The sequence below is a fragment of the Streptomyces olivaceoviridis genome, assembly GCF_014650115.1.
In the GTDB taxonomy this organism is placed as follows: domain Bacteria; phylum Actinomycetota; class Actinomycetes; order Streptomycetales; family Streptomycetaceae; genus Streptomyces; species Streptomyces olivaceoviridis.
In genome coordinates this window covers 536,026-550,608 of sequence record NZ_BMUI01000003.1, presented here as the reverse complement: position 1 = coordinate 550,608, position 14,583 = coordinate 536,026, and the positions used below count along the sequence as shown (strand labels likewise).

Sequence of the window (14,583 nt, the reverse complement as noted above, 5' to 3'; positions counted from 1 at the left end):
TCACGTACCTCTATGACCTCGCGCGCCGCCGACAGCGGCGGCTCCTGGAAGGAACTCCCGAAAGTGAAGCTTCAGCGCAAGAACCGGCTGCGCGCCCTTTCTCTCGGTGCTGTCGCCGTCACCGGCGCCCTGGCCCTGACGGCGTGCGGCTCCGACGACAACGGCGGTGGCGGCAGTGCGTCGGGCAACCCGTCCACGTCCGCCAACGCCGGCTCGATCAAGTGCGACGACGCCAAGGGTCAGCTCATCGCAGACGGCTCCTCCGCGCAGAAGAACGCGATCGACGCCTGGGTGAAGAACTTCTCCCAGGCGTGCGGCGTGCAGATCAACTACAGGGCCGGCGGCTCCGGCGCCGGTGTCACGGCGTTCACGCAGGGCCAGGTCGCCTTCGCCGGTTCCGACTCGCCGCTGAAGCCCGAAGAGGTCACCGCCTCCAAGCAGATCTGCAAGGGCGGTCAGGGCATCGACCTGCCGATGGTCGGCGGCCCGATCGCCATCGGTTACAACGTCCCGGGTGTCGACAACCTGGTCCTGGACGCCCCGACCCTCGCCAAGATCTTCGACAGCAAGATCACCAAGTGGAACGACCCGGCGATCGCCGCCCTGAACAAGGGCGTGAAGCTCCCCGACCTGAAGATCCAGGCGTTCCACCGCTCGGACGAGTCCGGCACCACGGACAACTTCACCAAGTACCTGATCGCCACCACCCCGGACAACTGGAAGTACTCCGGCGGCAAGGCCTGGCAGGCCAAGGGCGGCCAGTCCGCTCCGCAGTCCGCGGGTGTGGCCCAGCAGGTGAAGCAGACCTCCGGCGCCATCGGCTACTTCGAGCTGTCCTACGTCAAGGACGGCCTCAAGGCCGTGTCCATCAACACCGGCGCCAGCAAGCCGGTCGCGCCCAGCTCCGAGAGCGCCACCGCCGACATCGCCGCCGCGCAGGTCGTCGGCACCGGCAAGGACCTCTCGCTGAAGCTGGACTACAAGACCAAGGCCGAGGGCGCCTACCCGATCACCCTGGTCACCTACGAGATCGCGTGTGACAAGGGCAACAAGGCGGACACCCTGCCCGCCACCAAGGCCTTCCTGCGCTACATCGCCAGCGAGGACGGTCAGAAGGTCCTCCCGAGCATCGGCTACGCGCCCGTGCCCGCCGACATCATCTCCAAGGTCCGCACGACCATCGAGGGCCTGAGCTGACCTGACCCGAGAGTGCGGCCCGGTACCCGACAGGGCCGGGCCGCACCGTCCGGTGCACCGCCGCCATGAGCCGCGGCCCCCTCGGGGGTACGGCTCCGCAGACCGGAGAACCCGATGGACATATCGACGACAACCGACGTACCTCCCTCCGCCTCCCAGCCCACGATCGCCGAGCAGAAGCGCGCGGCCCGTGGCGCCACCCGCCCCGGTGACCGGATCTTCCTCGGGCTGTCCCGGGGCTCCGGCATCCTGCTGCTGGCGATCATGGCCGCCATCGCGGTCTTCCTCACCTACCGCGCCGTCCTCGCGATCAGCAAGGACCACGCGAACTTCCTGACCACGTTCGAGTGGAACACCAACGTCCTCGAACCGAAGTTCGGCATCGCGGTCCTCGTCTTCGGCACGATCGTCTCCTCGGTCATCGCCATGGTCATCGCGGTCCCGATCGCGGTCGCCATCGCGCTGTTCATCACGCACTACGCCCCGCGCCGCATGTCCGGCCCGGTCGCCTACGTGATCGACCTGCTCGCCGCCGTGCCGTCCATCGTGTACGGCCTGTGGGGCGCCCTCGTGCTCGTCCCGCACATGAACGGCCTGTTCGGCTGGCTCAACGAGTTCTTCGGCTGGACCGGCGTCTTCGCCTGGGACGAGGGCGCGCCGCGCTCGATGCTCACCGTCGGCATCCTGCTCGCGATCATGATCCTGCCGATCATCACCAACGTGAGCCGTGAGGTCTTCCGCCAGGTCCCGCAGATGCACGAGGAAGCGGCCCTGGCCCTCGGCGCCACGCGCTGGGAGGTCGTCCGCATGTCCGTGCTGCCCTTCGGCCGCTCCGGCGTGATCTCCGCCTCCATGCTCGGCCTCGGCCGCGCGCTCGGCGAGACGATGGCCGTCGCCACCGTGCTCTCGCCGTCCTTCGACATCCAGGCCAGCCTGCTCAACCCGGGCGGCGGCACCTTCGCCCAGAACATCGCCAGCAAGTTCAGCGAGGCGAACGAGTTCGGCCGGGACGCGCTCATCGCCTCCGGTCTGGTCCTGTTCGTCATCACCCTGCTGGTCAACGGCGCCGCCCGGCTGATCATCGCCCGTCGCGCGGAGTACTCGGGGGCCAACGCATGAGCACCGCAGCCGTCACCGACAAGCGGCCCAGCACGCTGCGCGCCGCCAGCCTGCCCCGCTGGACGCCGTGGGCCATCGCCGCCGGCTCCCTCGTCCTGGGCATCGGCATCAGCATGGGCGCCGGCCTGGACAGCCAGATCCAGTGGGGTCTGATCGCCGCCGTCCTCTTCGTCCTCGGCACGTTCGGCATCGCCGCGCGCGTCGAAGGCCGCCGCCAGGCCAAGGACCGCGTCGCCACCAGCCTCGTCTGGGTGGCCTTCCTGCTCGCCGTGGTGCCGCTGGTCTCCCTGATCTGGGTGACCGCCGTGCGCGGTGTGAAGGTCCTCGACCTCTACTTCCTGACGCACTCGATGGGGGTCGTCGCCGACACCGAGCCCGGCGGCGGCATCTACCACGCCATCATCGGCAGCCTGGAGCAGGTCGGCCTCGCCACCCTCATCGGCGCCCCGATCGGTGTGCTCACCGCGATCTACCTGGTCGAGTACGGCCGGGGCCGGCTCGCCAAGGCCGTCACGTTCTTCGTCGACGTCATGACGGGGATCCCGTCGATCGTCGCGGGCCTGTTCATCCTCAGCCTGATGCTCATCTTCAAGATGCAGCCGTTCGGCTTCGCCGGTTCGCTGGCCCTGACCATCCTGATGATGCCGGTCGTCGTCCGCTCCACCGAGGAGATGCTCAAGCTCGTCCCGAACGAGCTGCGCGAGGCGTCCCTGGCGCTCGGCGTGCCCAAGTGGCGGACCATCCTGAAGGTGGTCCTGCCGACCTCGATCGGAGGCATCACCACCGGCGTCATGCTGGCGGTCGCCCGTATCGCCGGTGAGACCGCGCCGGTGCTGCTGCTGGTGTTCGGCAACCCGTTCATCAACAACAACCCCTTCGAGGGCGCCCAGGCGTCGCTGCCGCTGTACATCTACCAGCAGTTCGCCAACAGCGCGGGCTCCGGTGCGGCGTTCGACCGCGCGTGGGCGGCCTCCCTCACGCTGATCGCCTTCGTGATGATCCTCAACCTGGTGGCCCGCGGCATCGCCCGCTGGAAGGCCCCCAAGACCGGTCGCTGAGGCGACTATCTCCGGCTCCGCCGGGCGGGGCCACACAGCGACCGAGCTTGAATTTCTGGAAGTGAAGCAGACATGGCCAAGCGAATCGACGTAAGCGGCCTCACCGCCTTCTACGGCTCCCACAAGGCGATCGAGGACATCTCGATGACCGTGGAGCCAGGGTCGGTGACGGCGTTCATCGGCCCCTCCGGCTGCGGCAAGTCGACGTTCCTGCGCACGCTGAACCGCATGCACGAGGTCACCCCCGGCGGTCGCGTCGAGGGCAAGGTGCTCCTGGACGACGAGGACCTGTACGGCACCGGGGTCGACCCGGTGTCCGTCCGCCGTGAGGTGGGCATGGTCTTCCAGCGCCCGAACCCGTTCCCCACGATGTCGATCTTCGACAACGTGGCGGCGGGCCTGCGGCTGAACGGCAACTACAAGAAGTCGGAACTGAACGACATCGTCGAGAAGTCCCTCAAGGGCGCGAACCTCTGGAACGAGGTGAAGGACCGCCTGAACAAGCCGGGCTCCGGTCTGTCCGGTGGTCAGCAGCAGCGTCTGTGCATCGCCCGCGCCATCGCGGTCGAGCCGAAGGTGCTCCTCATGGACGAGCCCTGCTCCGCCCTGGACCCGATCTCCACCCTCGCCATCGAGGACCTGATCGGTGAGCTGAAGGAGCGGTTCACGATCGTCATCGTGACGCACAACATGCAGCAGGCGGCGCGTGTCTCGGACCGTACGGCGTTCTTCAACCTCGCGGCGGTCGGCCAGCCCGGCCGGCTGATCGAGATCGACGACACGGAGCGGATCTTCTCCAACCCGTCGGTCCAGGCCACGGAGGACTACATCTCCGGCCGCTTCGGCTGATCCCACGATCCCCTCGCGGTGCTGCATGGCGGTGCCACCGCGAGGACGCAAAGGGCCCGCCCCTGGCTCCCGGGGGCGGGCCCGCTGCGTTGTCACCGCGTTCGGCTTCGGGGCCGGGGGTCTTCGGGGCTTCGCCCCTCGCCCCGATGTCTCCCCCCGCCCACCCGACTCGGGAGGCCGGAGGGTCCGGGTGGGGGGCTTGGTGCGATCGGTCGTGGTGGGTTCCCGGGCGTCCGAGCCCGGAGTGCGGCCCGGACTACAGGGCCACCAGCTTGACCAGTCCGAAGGCCAGGGCGGCTACCAGGGCCGCTGCCGGCATCGTGATGAACCAGCCCAGGATGATGTTCTTGGCCACGCCCCAGCGGACGGCGTTGACGCGCTTGGTCGCGCCCACGCCCATGATGGCCGACGTGATGACGTGGGTCGTGGAGATCGGCGCCTTGAAGAGGAACGCCGTGGTGAACATGATCGACGCGCCGGTCGTCTCGGCGGCGAAGCCCTGCGGCGGGTCCAGCTCGATGATCTTGCGGCCCAGCGTGCGCATGATCCGCCAGCCGCCCGCGTAGGTGCCGAGGGACAGCATGATCGCGCAGACGATCTTCACCCAGACCGGGATCGGGTCGCCGTACGTCTCATGGCCGGAAATCACCAGTGCCATGACGACGACACCCATCGTCTTCTGGGCGTCCTGGAGGCCGTGGCCCAGCGCCATGCCGGCCGCCGAGACCGTCTGGGCTATGCGGAAGCCGCGCTTGGCCTTGTGCGGGTTGGCCCGCCGGAAGAGCCACAGGATCGCCGTCATGACCAGGTAGCCGACGATCAGACCGACGACCGGGGACAGGAACATCGGGATGATGACCTTGTCGACCACCCCGTGCCAGATCACCGTCGTACCGCCCGCCAGCGCCGCGCCCACCAGGCCGCCGAACAGGGCGTGCGAGGAGGAGGACGGCAGGCCGAAGTACCAGGTGACCAGGTTCCAGACGATCGCGCCGAGCAGGGCCGCGAAGAGGATCCCCATGCCGGTCGAGCCCTGGGGCGTCTCGATCAGACCCTCGCTGACCGTCTTGGCGACGCCGGAGCCCAGGAAGGCACCTGCGAGGTTCATCACGGCCGCCATGGCGAGGGCCGCCCGCGGGGTCAGCGCCCGCGTCGACACCGACGTCGCGATCGCGTTCGCCGAGTCGTGGAAACCGTTGGTGTACGTGAAGAAGAGCGCGACCGCGATGGTCGCGACCAGGGCGAAGGTGTCCATCGACGCCTCAGGACTCCTTGACGGCGATGGTCTCCACCGTGTTCGCCACGTGTTCGAACGCGTCCGCCGCCTCTTCCAGGACGTCCACGATCTGCTTGAGCTTCAGCACCTCGATCGCGTCGTACTTGCCGTTGAAGAGGTGGGCGAGCAGCTTGCGGTGGATCTGGTCGGCCTGGTTCTCCAGCCGGTTGACCTCGATCCAGTACTCGGTGAGGTTGTCCATGGTGCGGAGGTTCGGCATGGCCTCCGCGGTCAGCTCGGCCGCCCTGGCCAGGACCTCGATCTGCTGCTCGACGCCCTTCGGCAGTTCCTCGACGTTGTAGAGGACGACCAGGTCGACGGCCTCCTCCATGAAGTCCATGATGTCGTCCAGGGAACCGGCGAGGGCGTAGATGTCCTCCCGGTCGAACGGCGTGATGAACGAGGAGTTCAGCTGGTGGAAGATCGCGTGCGTGGCGTCGTCACCTGCGTGTTCCGCGGCCCGCATACGCTCTGCGATCTCGGCCCGGGCGGAGGAGTCCGCGCCGAGCAGTTCCATCAGGAGTTTCGAGCCGGTGACGATGTTGTCCGCGGACGCGGCGAACATGTCGTAGAAGCTCGTCTCCCTGGGGGTCAGACGAAAGCGCACGTGGGGTCCTCGGGGTGCTTCGGTTTCGGTCAGGCTGATGCTAGGCGCATCATCCGGCCACGGCTATCGGGCCGCATCCCAGTGTCGCCCATCGGGCAGAGTGGTCAGCACGGGGGCGGACGAAGGGCCCTCTACCCCGGAAAGTTCGTTACCATATACCCAGTAGGGGTATGTGTCCCTTTTGTCCCCAGCTCGTCCCGAGACGGAGGCCCGCGATGACGACGACGACCGAGGCCGGCGCCACGCACGGCTACCACAAACAGAAGGACGAGCACCTCAAGCGGCTGCGCCGGATCGAGGGCCAGATCCGCGGCCTCCAGCGGATGGTGGAGGAGGACATGTACTGCATCGACATACTCACGCAGGTCTCCGCCTCCACCAAGGCCCTCCAGTCCTTCGCGCTCCAACTGCTGGAGGAGCACCTGCGGCACTGCGTCGCGGACGCGGCCGTCAAGGGCGGCGACGAGATCGACGCCAAGGTGGACGAGGCGACGAAGGCGATCGGCCGGCTGCTGCGCAGCTAGGCCGCGTTCCGCTCCTCGGCCACCCGCAGCACCTCGTCGATGCTCTCCAGGCTGAGCCGGTCCTCGGCGGCGGAGGCCGCGATGATCAGCTCTCCGCACAGCTCGATCTCGGCGAGGGCCACGTGGTCCTGAACCGCCGTGCCGCCGACCGCAGCCACCCGCCTCACCTCTTCTCGGACGTCACCGCTCCCTAGGGTAGGCAGCGCCCCGCACACCGCGCATGGCACGGACGGGCTACTTACGGGGTGACGTCCCGGACTAGTGACTGGCCGGATTCAGGCCCCGCCGCCGGTCCCGCCCTCCTCGGCGATCCGGCCCGCGTAGATGTCCCCCGGGGCCGGCAGCCGTACGTCGGCGGGTGCGCCGAAGTCGTACAGCAGCAGGGTCGCGGCGACCGCCACGGTGGCCTTCTGGCGTCCGTTGACGAAGCTGAAGCGCTGCCGCAGCTTGCGGATGCGGCCCTGGTCGTCCAGGTACGCGTCGAACGGCACCTCGGCCGTGGCGAACCCTTTCGCCGCCGCGGCCAGGGCCGCCCTGTTGGCGGCGGAGGCGTACCGGGCCGCGCGGCGCAGGTCGGCGGTGCCCCGGTAGTGCCGCACCGCCGTCCCGGCGACCTCGGTCCGGCCGACGAAGACCGCCTCCCGCGTGCCGCGCAGCACCTCGGCCGCCGCGTACGGGTCGGTCGCGCCGCCGGTGACCAGATTGCCGTCGGACAGCGTCGCGGTCTCCACCCGCACCCACTTGTCGGCGGGCACGCCCGCGCCCCGGTTCTTCATGAACAGCGCGCCCGGGGCGAGGAGTTCGGTGATGGGCCGGTGTTCGGAGGTGCCCGTGGGGTCCTCGGGCAGCACCACCGTGAGCCGGCCGAGGCGGCGCCGGTAGTCGTAGACGCCCTTGCCGCGGATGGTGACCCGGGTGCCGCCGGTGGCCATCTCCATCGAGGTGCCGGCCTTGGAACTGCCCGCGGCCCGCAGCGCGTCGGCGGCCCGGTGCAGGGTGGCGACGGGGTCGCCGGCGCCCTTGACGTCCTCGGCGGCGACCCCGCTGCCGGAACAGCCCGTGACACCCGTCCCGAGGGCGAGGAGGACGCCCGCCGCGACGACCGTCCCGCCCGCGCGCCTGTGCTGCCGCCGATCCATCGCCTGCCTACCCCCAGCCGGTGTGTCCGTCACGGGCCCCCTGTCGTCCGGATAACGACGGGTGAGGGGTGCCGTCACGCGCCGCCGGGAGCGGCGCCGGGTCCGCGTCGGGGCGAGGGGAGCGGGACCGGTGCCGGCGCGAGCGAGATCGGTGGCGGCGCGAGCGAGAGCAACTCTTCAACCAGGGCTGGGTACCGTTGACGGCGTGGCAGTCAACGCGGTGGCGGAGGACGGGCCGGAGCGCGCCCGGTCCGGGCAGGAGCACCTCACGACGACGACCGAGCAGGGCCCCTTCTGCGTGGCCAGATGCAGCTGCGGCTGGCGCGGTCCCGCCCGCCGGGCCCGCAGTCAGGCCCGCACGGACGCGGAGGGGCACACGACGGGCCCCTGAGCCGTCACCGGCGCTCCAGACCCCGCAGGAGCGCCTCCACCAGGTCCCCGTCGCGCGGCTGGGTCAGCCGGTCCCGGGCCGCCGCCGGGGCCAGCCACAGAATGCGGTCCACCTCGGCGTTCGGCGTGAAGTGGCCGGAAACCGCCTCCGCGGCCCAGTACCGCACCCGTTTCGGGCGGCCGTTGGCCGAATAGCACAGGGTCGGCAGTTCCCCGCCCGGAGCGGCGGTGTACCCGGTCTCCTCCGCGACCTCGCGCAGCGCGCCGGCGAGCGGGTCCTCGCCCCGTTTCAGCTTGCCCTTGGGGTGGGACCAGTCGTCGTACTTCGGCCGGTGGACCAGGCAGATCTCCAGGTCGCCGGAGACCGGGGAGCGGCGCCACAGCACACAGCCGGCCGCCTGCACCACGGTGTCGTTCACACCGCCTCCTCGTGGGGTCAGGGCGCGGGGACGGTCTGCTTCTGCCACGCCTGCTGGAACGCGAACCGGGCCGCCTCCACCTCGTGCCGCTGGTCGGCGTGGAGCACACCGAGCGCGTACGCCGTCGCCGGGGTGATCCGGGGGGTGCGGGCCGCCTGTGCCGCCGCCGCTGCCGCCTCCGAGGCGTCCCGGTGCCGGTTCAGCGCCTGGCCCGCCGTCAGCAGCCGCACGTCCACCGGGGCGTCGCCGCCGTGCAGCACCTCGCGGGCGTACCGGTGCAGGCGCAGCAGCAGGCGCACCTGGTGCCAGGGGCTGTCCTGGGGGTGCGGGGACGGGTCCGGGGACAGACCGTGGACCAGGGCCTCCGCGTTGTAGGGGTGGCCGGCGGTGACCAGGGGGAGCGCGGCGACGGCGTCCGTGAGGCGTTCCTCGGCCGCGGCGGCCAGGGGGTGCAGGGTGGCGGCGGGCGCGGCGGGGGTGAGGGGGACCTCGCTGGCGAGTACGGCGACCCTGTCGGCCACGGCGTGGAAGCGGGAGGAGCCGAGGGCCTGGAGGGCCGTGGAGTGGGCGCGCGTCCGGGCCAGGGTGAGCTGGCGTTCGAGCAGGGCGCCCGCCTTCGCCGCGCCGACCGTGAGGGTGCCGCGCTCCGTTGTCGCCGTCGCGTGGGCGGGGCCGCCGGTGCTCTGCACCGCGGCCGTTCCCGCCCGTGCCGTCCCGGCGGCGCGACTGCCCGCGGCCACGGCGACGTCCACCGCCTGCGCGGGCAGGACCGTCGCGCCCGACAGCCGGTGCAACGCCAGCAACAGGCGTTCCAGGCGGGCCTCGTAGGCGTGTTCCAGGCCCAGCGTGCCGGACAGCCAGGCCAGTTCCGGGCGCATCTCCTCGGACCAGTCGGGGTCCAGGAGGGGGCGGAAGGTGTGCAGGCTGGCGCTGATGCGGCGGGCCGAGCGGCGCAGGGCGCGGGCCGCGTCGACGGGCTCCGCCGCGCCGGCCGCCTGGCCCCCGGTCTCCCGGTGCAGGCGCAGGGCGCGGAGGAACTCCGTGGCCTGGGCGCGCAGGTAGCCCGCGAGGGCGTCTCCCGTCACCGCCCCGGCCGTGGGGTCCGTCGGGTCAAGGTGTTGCTGTGCCACGCCGGCGCCTCCGGGCGTCTATGAGCATCTCCTGGACGTTGCGCAGGGGTTGGCCGTCCGCGTCGGTCGCGTGCCGCGTCCACTCGCCGTCCGGGCCGAGGTGCCAGGAGGCGGTGCTGTCGGACATGCCGGTGTCCAGCAGCCGGTTGAGGGCCGCGCGGTGGCCGGGGTCGACCACCCGGACCAGGGCCTCTATCCGGCGGTCGAGGTTGCGGTGCATCATGTCGGCGCTGCCGATCCACACCTCGGGCTCGCCGCCGTTGCCGAAGGCGAACACCCGGGAGTGTTCGAGGAAGCGGCCGAGGATCGAGCGGACCCGTATGTTCTCCGACAGGCCCGTGACGCCCGGGCGGACGGCGCAGATGCCCCGCACCCAGATGTCGACCGGCACGCCCGCCTGGGACGCCCGGTAGAGGGCGTCGATGACCGCCTCGTCCACCATCGAGTTGACCTTGATGCGGACGAAGGCCGGACGGCCCGCACGGTGGTGCTGGACCTCCTTGTCGATCCGCGCGACCAGGCCGTCCCGCAGGGACTTGGGGGCGACCAGCAGACGGCGGTAGGTCTCGCGGCGCGAGTATCCGGACAGCCGGTTGAAGAGGTCGGAGAGGTCCGCGCCGACCTGCGGGTCGGCGGTGAGCAGACCGAGGTCCTCGTACAGGCGGGCCGTCTTCGGATGGTAGTTGCCGGTGCCGACGTGGCTGTAGCGGCGCAGGGTCTCGCCCTCCTGGCGGACCACCAGCGACAGCTTGCAGTGCGTCTTCAGGCCGACCAGGCCGTAGACGACGTGGCAGCCGGCCTCCTCCAGCTTGCGCGCCCACTTGATGTTGGCGTGCTCGTCGAAGCGGGCCTTGATCTCGACCAGGACGAGGACCTGCTTGCCGGACTCGGCGGCGTCGATGAGCGCGTCGACTATCGGGGAGTCGCCGGAGGTGCGGTACAGGGTCTGCTTGATGGCGAGGACGTCCGGGTCGGCCGCGGCCTGCTCCAGGAACGCCTGCACGGAGGTGGAGAAGCTGTCGTACGGGTGGTGCAGGAGCACGTCCCGCGCGCGCAGGGCCGCGAAGATGTCGGGCGCGGACGCCGACTCGACCTCGGCGAGGTCGCGGTGGGTGCCGGCGACGAACTTGGGGTACTTCAGCTCCGGCCGGTCGAGGCCGTGGATGCGGAAGAGGCCGGTGAGGTCGAGCGGGCCGGGCAGCGGGTAGACCTCCGCCTCGGAGATCTTCAGCTCGCGCACCAGCAGGTCCAGCACCTCGCGGTCGATGGACTCCTCGACCTCCAGGCGCACCGGCGGGCCGAAGCGGCGCCGCATGAGTTCCTTCTCCAGGGCCTGGAGGAGGTTCTCGGCGTCGTCCTCCTCGACCTCCAGGTCCTCGTTGCGGGTGATCCGGAAGGCGTGGTGCTCCAGGATCTCCATGCCCGGGAACAGCTCTTCCAGGTGGTTGGGGGCCGCGATGACGTCCTCGATGGGGACGTAGCGGCCCGGGGAGGCCTCCAGGAAGCGGGTCAGCAGCGGCGGCACCTTCACGCGCGCGAAGTGCTTGTGGCCGCTGACCGGGTTCCGTACGACGACGGCCAGGTTCAGGGACAGGCCGGAGATGTACGGGAAGGGGTGCGCGGGGTCGACGGCCAAGGGCGTGAGGACCGGGAAGATCTGGTGCCGGAAGAGCGTGAAGAGCCGGGCCTGCTCCTTGTCGGTCAGCTCGGACCAGCGGACCAGGTGGATGCCCTCGTCCGCGAGTGCGGGGGCGACGTCCTCGTGGTAGCAGGCGGCGTGCCGCGCCATCAGCTCGCGGGAGCGGGCCCAGATCATCTCCAGCACCTCGCGGGGCTGGAGGCCGGAGGCGGAGCGGGTGGCGACGCCGGTGGCGATACGGCGCTTCAGACCGGCCACCCGGACCATGAAGAACTCGTCCAGGTTGCTGGCGAAGATCGCGAGGAAGTTCGCGCGCTCCAGCAGCGGCGTGTTCGGGTCCTCGGCCAGCTCCAGGACGCGCTCGTTGAAGGCGAGCCAGCTGCGTTCCCGGTCGAGGAAGCGGCCCTGGGGCAGGGGCGCGCCGTCGGTCGGCGCCTCCTCGTAGGTGTCGAGACCCGCGTCGAGGTCGGGTTCCAGGTCGGAGACCACGGCGGCCACGGCGTGCTGGCGGTGCGCGGCGATGGAGCCCACGGAGGGCTGGGGGTGCTGTACCTCTGCCTGGGTGTCTTGCTGACTCATGAACCCATTCTTCCGCGCAACGGGTGACACAGGCGCGTCGGAACGTGCGGGCCGGAGCGTGACGGCCCCGTTCCCCGCGGGCCCCTCGGGGGGCGGCGAAGGCTCTGGCACGGCGGGCTTCATTGCCCGAGCGTCGCAAGCCTGGCTGAATCAATGGTTACGGCGACATGACGTGTGGGATAGCGGGGGGCGGCCCCAAGGGGTTCCCGGCTGCGAAAACGCCGCGACTCCAGGCGGTACGGCCGGCGTGCGCCCCGGCGGTGACGGGGGTGGTGGCGAGGACGATGCCGGTGGTGGCCGGGTGGCCGGGTGGCCGGGTGGCCGGCAGGGCAGCCGGTCAGCGGGCCGCGCGGGACGCGGACGCGGTCCCGGCTCCGTGCGTGACCAGGACGGTCCGGGCCGTGGACCGGACCGTCCCGGAGGCAGGGCGATACACCGGAGCCGGTGAGCGGGGGCGGCCCGGCCGTGATCAGCTACGCGCGCCGGCAGGCCCGGCCACGGGGAGCGGCGCGGCCTCGGCAGGGTGCGGCGGATGGCCGGGCCGCCGGGGCGAGAGCAGTCGTCCGCCGGCTCCCTCGCGGCCGGCACCCGCGGCGCGGGTCGCCTTCGGGTGGGTCGGGGCGCCGGTGGTCCGGCGGTGGACCAGCCAGAAGGCGAGCGTGGTCGGTACGGCGGCCAGGGCGAGGAGGGTGGACGTGCCGGCGCCGCTGGGGCCGACGACCGCGCACACGCGTCCGGCGGGCAGCCGGAACGAGCAGCCGCACAGCGCCCAGCCCCCACGGAAGCCGAACCGTTTCCCCGGAGCCTGCGCCCTCAACGCGGTGTCACTGCTCATGTCGGGTCTCCCCGGAAGTGCGTGTCGAGTACGGCGGTGAAGAGCGCGGCCACGTCGTCCCGCTCCAGTGGTGCCCAGGGACCGGCGGACGAAGGTGCCGAGGCCGCGCCGCGCCTCCACCAGGCCCTCGCGCTCCAGTTCGCGGTAGGCATTCAGGACGGTGTTGGGGTTGATGGCGGTGGCCTCCACCACCTCGCGCGCGGTGGGCAGCCGGTCGCCCGGCCGCGGCAGGCCGAGTCGGAGTGCCTGTTCGGTCTGCTGGACGATCTGCACGTAGGTGGCCACGCCGCTGTGCCCGGACGTCAACCGCGGGTCCGGTGAACCGATCGGCGGGGCCCGTCCGATGAGGAGACGTGAGCGAGACGAGAACCGACGGGGAACTGCTGCGGGCCATCGCGGCGGACCGCGACCGGCACGCCTTCGAGCAGCTGTACCGGCGGTACGCGCCCTGGCTGACCGCACGGCTGAGCGGGCGCTGCGCCGACGCAGGGGTCGTCGACGACGTCGTCCAGGAGACCTTCCTCGCGATCTGGCGGGGAAAGGCGCGCTACCGCGAGGAGGGTGAGGTCGCCGGATGGCTGTGGCGCATCGGCTCCCGCCGGCTCGTGGACGCGCTGCGCGGCGACGGGGCGCGGGGCCGGCTGCGGCAGGCGCTGGCCCGGCTGCGCCCCCGGGACGAGGCGTCCGCCGAGGACCGGGTGCTCGCCGGGGTGGAGCACGGAGACCTCGCGGGCGCGCTCGTCCGGCTCTCCCCCGAGCTGCGGGCGGTCCTCCAGGCGACGGTCGTCGACGGCCTGACCACCCGGGAGGCGGCCGTCCTGCTCGGAATCCCCCCGGGCACGGTCAAGACACGGGCGATGCGGGCCCGGCGACAACTGCGGGAGGCACTGGCATGACGGGACGAGGACGCGGAGGGGCCGTGGGGCGCCTCCGCCGGCGACCGCGGCCGGGGGTGGCCGCATGAGCTGGCACGTCGCCGAGGAGGACCTGCGGGCCTACGCGCGCGGGGAGTTGGCGCCGCCCCTGCTGTGGTCCGCCGACGCGCATCTGGCCGGGTGCGCCGAGTGCCGGGCCGTGCTGGCCGCCGTCTGGGAGCCCGGTGCGCTGGACGCCGCCTGGGAGCGGCTGGACGCCGAGCTGGACGCGCCGCGGCCCCGGCCGTTGGAGCGGCTCCTGCTGCGGCTCGGCGTGGCCGGCCACACGGCACGGCTGCTGGCCGCGACCCCGGTACTGCGCCGCTCGTGGCTGGCGGCGGTGACGCTGGTGCTGGCGATGTCCGTGCTGACCGCCCGCGCCGGGCACTCGGACACCCTCTTCCTGGTGGTCGCGCCGCTGCTGCCGCTCGCCGGGGTCGCCCTGTCGTACGGGCCCGCCGTCGACCCCACGTACGAGATGACGGTCGTCGCCCCCCTGCACGGCTTCCGCCTGCTGATGATCCGCACGGTCGCCGTGCTCGTCGCCGGGCTCGCCCTCGGCGCCCTGGCCGGGCTCGCCCTGCCGGGCTTCGGGCTGGGCGCGCTCGGCTGGCTGCTGCCCGCCCTCGCGCTCACCGCGACCGGGCTCGCGCTGACGCCCAGGTTCGGGCCGGTGGGCGCACCGTCCGCGGTGGGCGGCGGCTGGGTCGCGCTGCTGCTCGTGGCGGACGCGGCGCGGGAGAGCGGCGACCGCGCGCTCGCCCCGTTCACCGCGGCCGGGCAGGGCGTGGCGGCCGGGGTCGCGGCGCTCGCCGCCGGGCTGCTCTTCCTCCTCCGGGACCGCTTCGACCGGTCCCCGTCCCCCTTCCGCGGAGGCGCCCGATGAGCCCCGCCTCCCTCCTCCTCCC

General features: G+C 71.8%; 16 protein-coding genes and 1 pseudogene. 8 read left to right on the top strand and 9 right to left on the bottom strand.

Annotated features, from left to right (window positions below; all coding sequences use genetic code 11):
- Positions 1–63 precede the first annotated feature (63 nt).
- From pstS to pstB, 4 genes are all read left to right on the top strand, one after another.
- A complete protein-coding gene (gene pstS, locus IE273_RS09080) occupies positions 64–1,197 on the top strand; it encodes a phosphate ABC transporter substrate-binding protein PstS (protein WP_189814651.1) in 1,134 nt (377 codons plus the stop codon).
- Positions 1,198–1,311: 114 nt separating this feature from the next.
- Positions 1,312–2,316 carry a phosphate ABC transporter permease subunit PstC gene (pstC, locus tag IE273_RS09075; RefSeq protein ID WP_189814596.1) on the top strand — a complete coding sequence of 335 codons (1,005 nt, stop codon included), beginning with the start codon at positions 1,312–1,314 and terminating at the stop codon, positions 2,314–2,316.
- Positions 2,313–3,374 (top strand): phosphate ABC transporter permease PstA, encoded by a 1,062-nt coding sequence (pstA, locus tag IE273_RS09070; protein ID WP_189814595.1) that lies wholly within the window; start codon positions 2,313–2,315, stop codon positions 3,372–3,374. The genes pstC and pstA overlap by 4 nt, the downstream gene beginning before the upstream one ends.
- A gap of 72 nt (positions 3,375–3,446) precedes the next feature.
- Positions 3,447–4,223: a phosphate ABC transporter ATP-binding protein PstB gene (pstB, locus tag IE273_RS09065; RefSeq protein WP_189814594.1), complete on the top strand. Its 777-nt coding sequence runs from the start codon at positions 3,447–3,449 to the stop codon at positions 4,221–4,223.
- A gap of 256 nt (positions 4,224–4,479) precedes the next feature.
- On the opposite strand, the gene IE273_RS09060 is transcribed toward pstB, so the two are convergent.
- Positions 4,480–5,478, bottom strand: a complete 999-nt coding sequence (locus IE273_RS09060) for an inorganic phosphate transporter (protein WP_189814593.1) — start codon at positions 5,476–5,478, stop codon at positions 4,480–4,482.
- Positions 5,479–5,485: 7 nt separating this feature from the next.
- Entirely contained in the window at positions 5,486–6,106 is a 621-nt protein-coding gene (locus IE273_RS09055; protein WP_015493282.1) for a DUF47 domain-containing protein, read from the bottom strand.
- Between the two features lie 215 nt (positions 6,107–6,321).
- Here IE273_RS09055 and IE273_RS09050 point away from each other — a divergent pair, with 215 nt between their 5' ends.
- Positions 6,322–6,630: a metal-sensitive transcriptional regulator gene (locus tag IE273_RS09050; protein WP_189814592.1), complete on the top strand. Its 309-nt coding sequence runs from the start codon at positions 6,322–6,324 to the stop codon at positions 6,628–6,630.
- On the opposite strand, the gene IE273_RS09045 is transcribed toward IE273_RS09050, so the two are convergent.
- A complete protein-coding gene (locus IE273_RS09045; RefSeq protein WP_014673530.1) occupies positions 6,627–6,788 on the bottom strand; it encodes a hypothetical protein in 162 nt (53 codons plus the stop codon). The two genes, IE273_RS09050 and IE273_RS09045, sit on opposite strands and share 4 nt — an antisense overlap.
- A gap of 117 nt (positions 6,789–6,905) precedes the next feature.
- Positions 6,906–7,769 carry an SCO4651 family lipoprotein gene (locus tag IE273_RS09040; protein ID WP_189814591.1) on the bottom strand — a complete coding sequence of 288 codons (864 nt, stop codon included), beginning with the start codon at positions 7,767–7,769 and terminating at the stop codon, positions 6,906–6,908.
- Positions 7,770–7,974: 205 nt separating this feature from the next.
- Here IE273_RS09040 and IE273_RS09035 point away from each other — a divergent pair, with 205 nt between their 5' ends.
- Positions 7,975–8,160, top strand: coding sequence for a hypothetical protein (locus IE273_RS09035; RefSeq protein WP_189814652.1), 186 nt, complete (start codon positions 7,975–7,977; stop codon positions 8,158–8,160).
- A gap of 4 nt (positions 8,161–8,164) precedes the next feature.
- On the opposite strand, the gene IE273_RS09030 is transcribed toward IE273_RS09035, so the two are convergent.
- The 5 genes and pseudogenes from IE273_RS09030 to IE273_RS09010 form a co-directional block, all read right to left on the bottom strand.
- Positions 8,165–8,578, bottom strand: a complete 414-nt coding sequence (locus IE273_RS09030) for an NUDIX hydrolase (RefSeq protein ID WP_189814590.1) — start codon at positions 8,576–8,578, stop codon at positions 8,165–8,167.
- Between the two features lie 17 nt (positions 8,579–8,595).
- Positions 8,596–9,708 carry a CHAD domain-containing protein gene (locus IE273_RS09025; RefSeq protein WP_189814589.1) on the bottom strand — a complete coding sequence of 371 codons (1,113 nt, stop codon included), beginning with the start codon at positions 9,706–9,708 and terminating at the stop codon, positions 8,596–8,598.
- On the bottom strand, positions 9,689–12,049 hold the full coding sequence (locus IE273_RS09020; protein ID WP_189814588.1) for an RNA degradosome polyphosphate kinase: 2,361 nt from the start codon (positions 12,047–12,049) through the stop codon (positions 9,689–9,691). Before IE273_RS09020 ends, IE273_RS09025 begins: the two co-directional genes overlap by 20 nt.
- Before the next feature lie 346 nt (positions 12,050–12,395).
- Positions 12,396–12,761 (bottom strand): P-loop NTPase family protein, encoded by a 366-nt coding sequence (locus IE273_RS09015; RefSeq protein ID WP_189814587.1) that lies wholly within the window; start codon positions 12,759–12,761, stop codon positions 12,396–12,398.
- Positions 12,758–13,067 (bottom strand): annotated as a pseudogene (locus IE273_RS09010) (GntR family transcriptional regulator). The gene IE273_RS09015 and the pseudogene IE273_RS09010 overlap by 4 nt, the downstream one beginning before the upstream one ends.
- Positions 13,068–13,114: 47 nt before the next feature.
- Here IE273_RS09010 and IE273_RS09005 point away from each other — a divergent pair.
- Positions 13,115–13,657 carry an RNA polymerase sigma factor gene (locus tag IE273_RS09005; protein WP_189814586.1) on the top strand — a complete coding sequence of 181 codons (543 nt, stop codon included), beginning with the start codon at positions 13,115–13,117 and terminating at the stop codon, positions 13,655–13,657.
- Between the two features lie 64 nt (positions 13,658–13,721).
- The gene (locus IE273_RS09000; protein ID WP_189814585.1) at positions 13,722–14,561 is read left to right on the top strand and encodes a zf-HC2 domain-containing protein; all 840 of its coding nucleotides are present in this window, start codon (positions 13,722–13,724) and stop codon (positions 14,559–14,561) included.
- Positions 14,562–14,583 lie beyond the last annotated feature (22 nt).

Excerpts from the sequence above, each read along its gene's own strand:
- IE273_RS09040 (WP_189814591.1), bottom strand. The coding sequence starts at position 7,769 with ATGGATCGGCGGCAGCACAGGCGCGCGGGCGGGACGGTCGTCGCGGCG.
- IE273_RS09015 (WP_189814587.1), bottom strand. The coding sequence starts at position 12,761 with ATGAGCAGTGACACCGCGTTGAGGGCGCAGGCTCCGGGGAAACGGTTC.
- IE273_RS09050 (WP_189814592.1), top strand. The coding sequence starts at position 6,322 with ATGACGACGACGACCGAGGCCGGCGCCACGCACGGCTACCACAAACAG.
- pstA (WP_189814595.1), top strand. The coding sequence starts at position 2,313 with ATGAGCACCGCAGCCGTCACCGACAAGCGGCCCAGCACGCTGCGCGCC.
- IE273_RS09060 (WP_189814593.1), bottom strand. The coding sequence starts at position 5,478 with ATGGACACCTTCGCCCTGGTCGCGACCATCGCGGTCGCGCTCTTCTTC.
- IE273_RS09020 (WP_189814588.1), bottom strand. The coding sequence starts at position 12,049 with ATGAAGCCCGCCGTGCCAGAGCCTTCGCCGCCCCCCGAGGGGCCCGCG.
- pstC (WP_189814596.1), top strand. The coding sequence starts at position 1,312 with ATGGACATATCGACGACAACCGACGTACCTCCCTCCGCCTCCCAGCCC.
- pstB (WP_189814594.1), top strand. The coding sequence starts at position 3,447 with ATGGCCAAGCGAATCGACGTAAGCGGCCTCACCGCCTTCTACGGCTCC.
- IE273_RS09000 (WP_189814585.1), top strand. The coding sequence starts at position 13,722 with ATGAGCTGGCACGTCGCCGAGGAGGACCTGCGGGCCTACGCGCGCGGG.